Genomic DNA, 337 nt, shown 5'->3' on the forward strand with positions numbered 1-337 from the left:
TCCAACTGATCCCGCTGGGTCAGCAGGATAGATGCCCCGCTATCCTCCAGCATGAATCCCAGCCGTTCTTCCGGGTCTTCCGGATGTAACGGCAGATACGCCCCGCCTGCCTTCAAAATCCCCAGCAGGCCGACGATCATCTCCAGCGATCGATGAACTGCGATGCCCACCATCTGATCGGGCCCGATCCCTTTCTTCCGCAGGACGTGAGCCACCCGATTCGCTTGGGCATTCAGCTCCCGGTACGTCAATTGCCGATCTTGGTATAGGGCTGCCGGATGTTCCGGTGTTCGCTCCACCTGCTCCTCAAACAATTGATGAATCGTCTTCTCCCTTG

Annotated in this window: 1 protein-coding gene; it reads right to left on the reverse strand. The window is 57.9% G+C overall.

What is annotated here, in order from left to right; all coding sequences use genetic code 11:
* Positions 1–337 (reverse strand): AMP-binding protein (locus HFD99_RS25085; protein WP_167441080.1); only part of this gene is annotated, 337 nt, incomplete at both ends.

It is taken from the genome of Paenibacillus sp. EKM301P (genome assembly GCF_011800295.1).
Taxonomy (GTDB): Bacteria; Bacillota; Bacilli; order Paenibacillales; family Paenibacillaceae; genus Paenibacillus; species Paenibacillus polymyxa.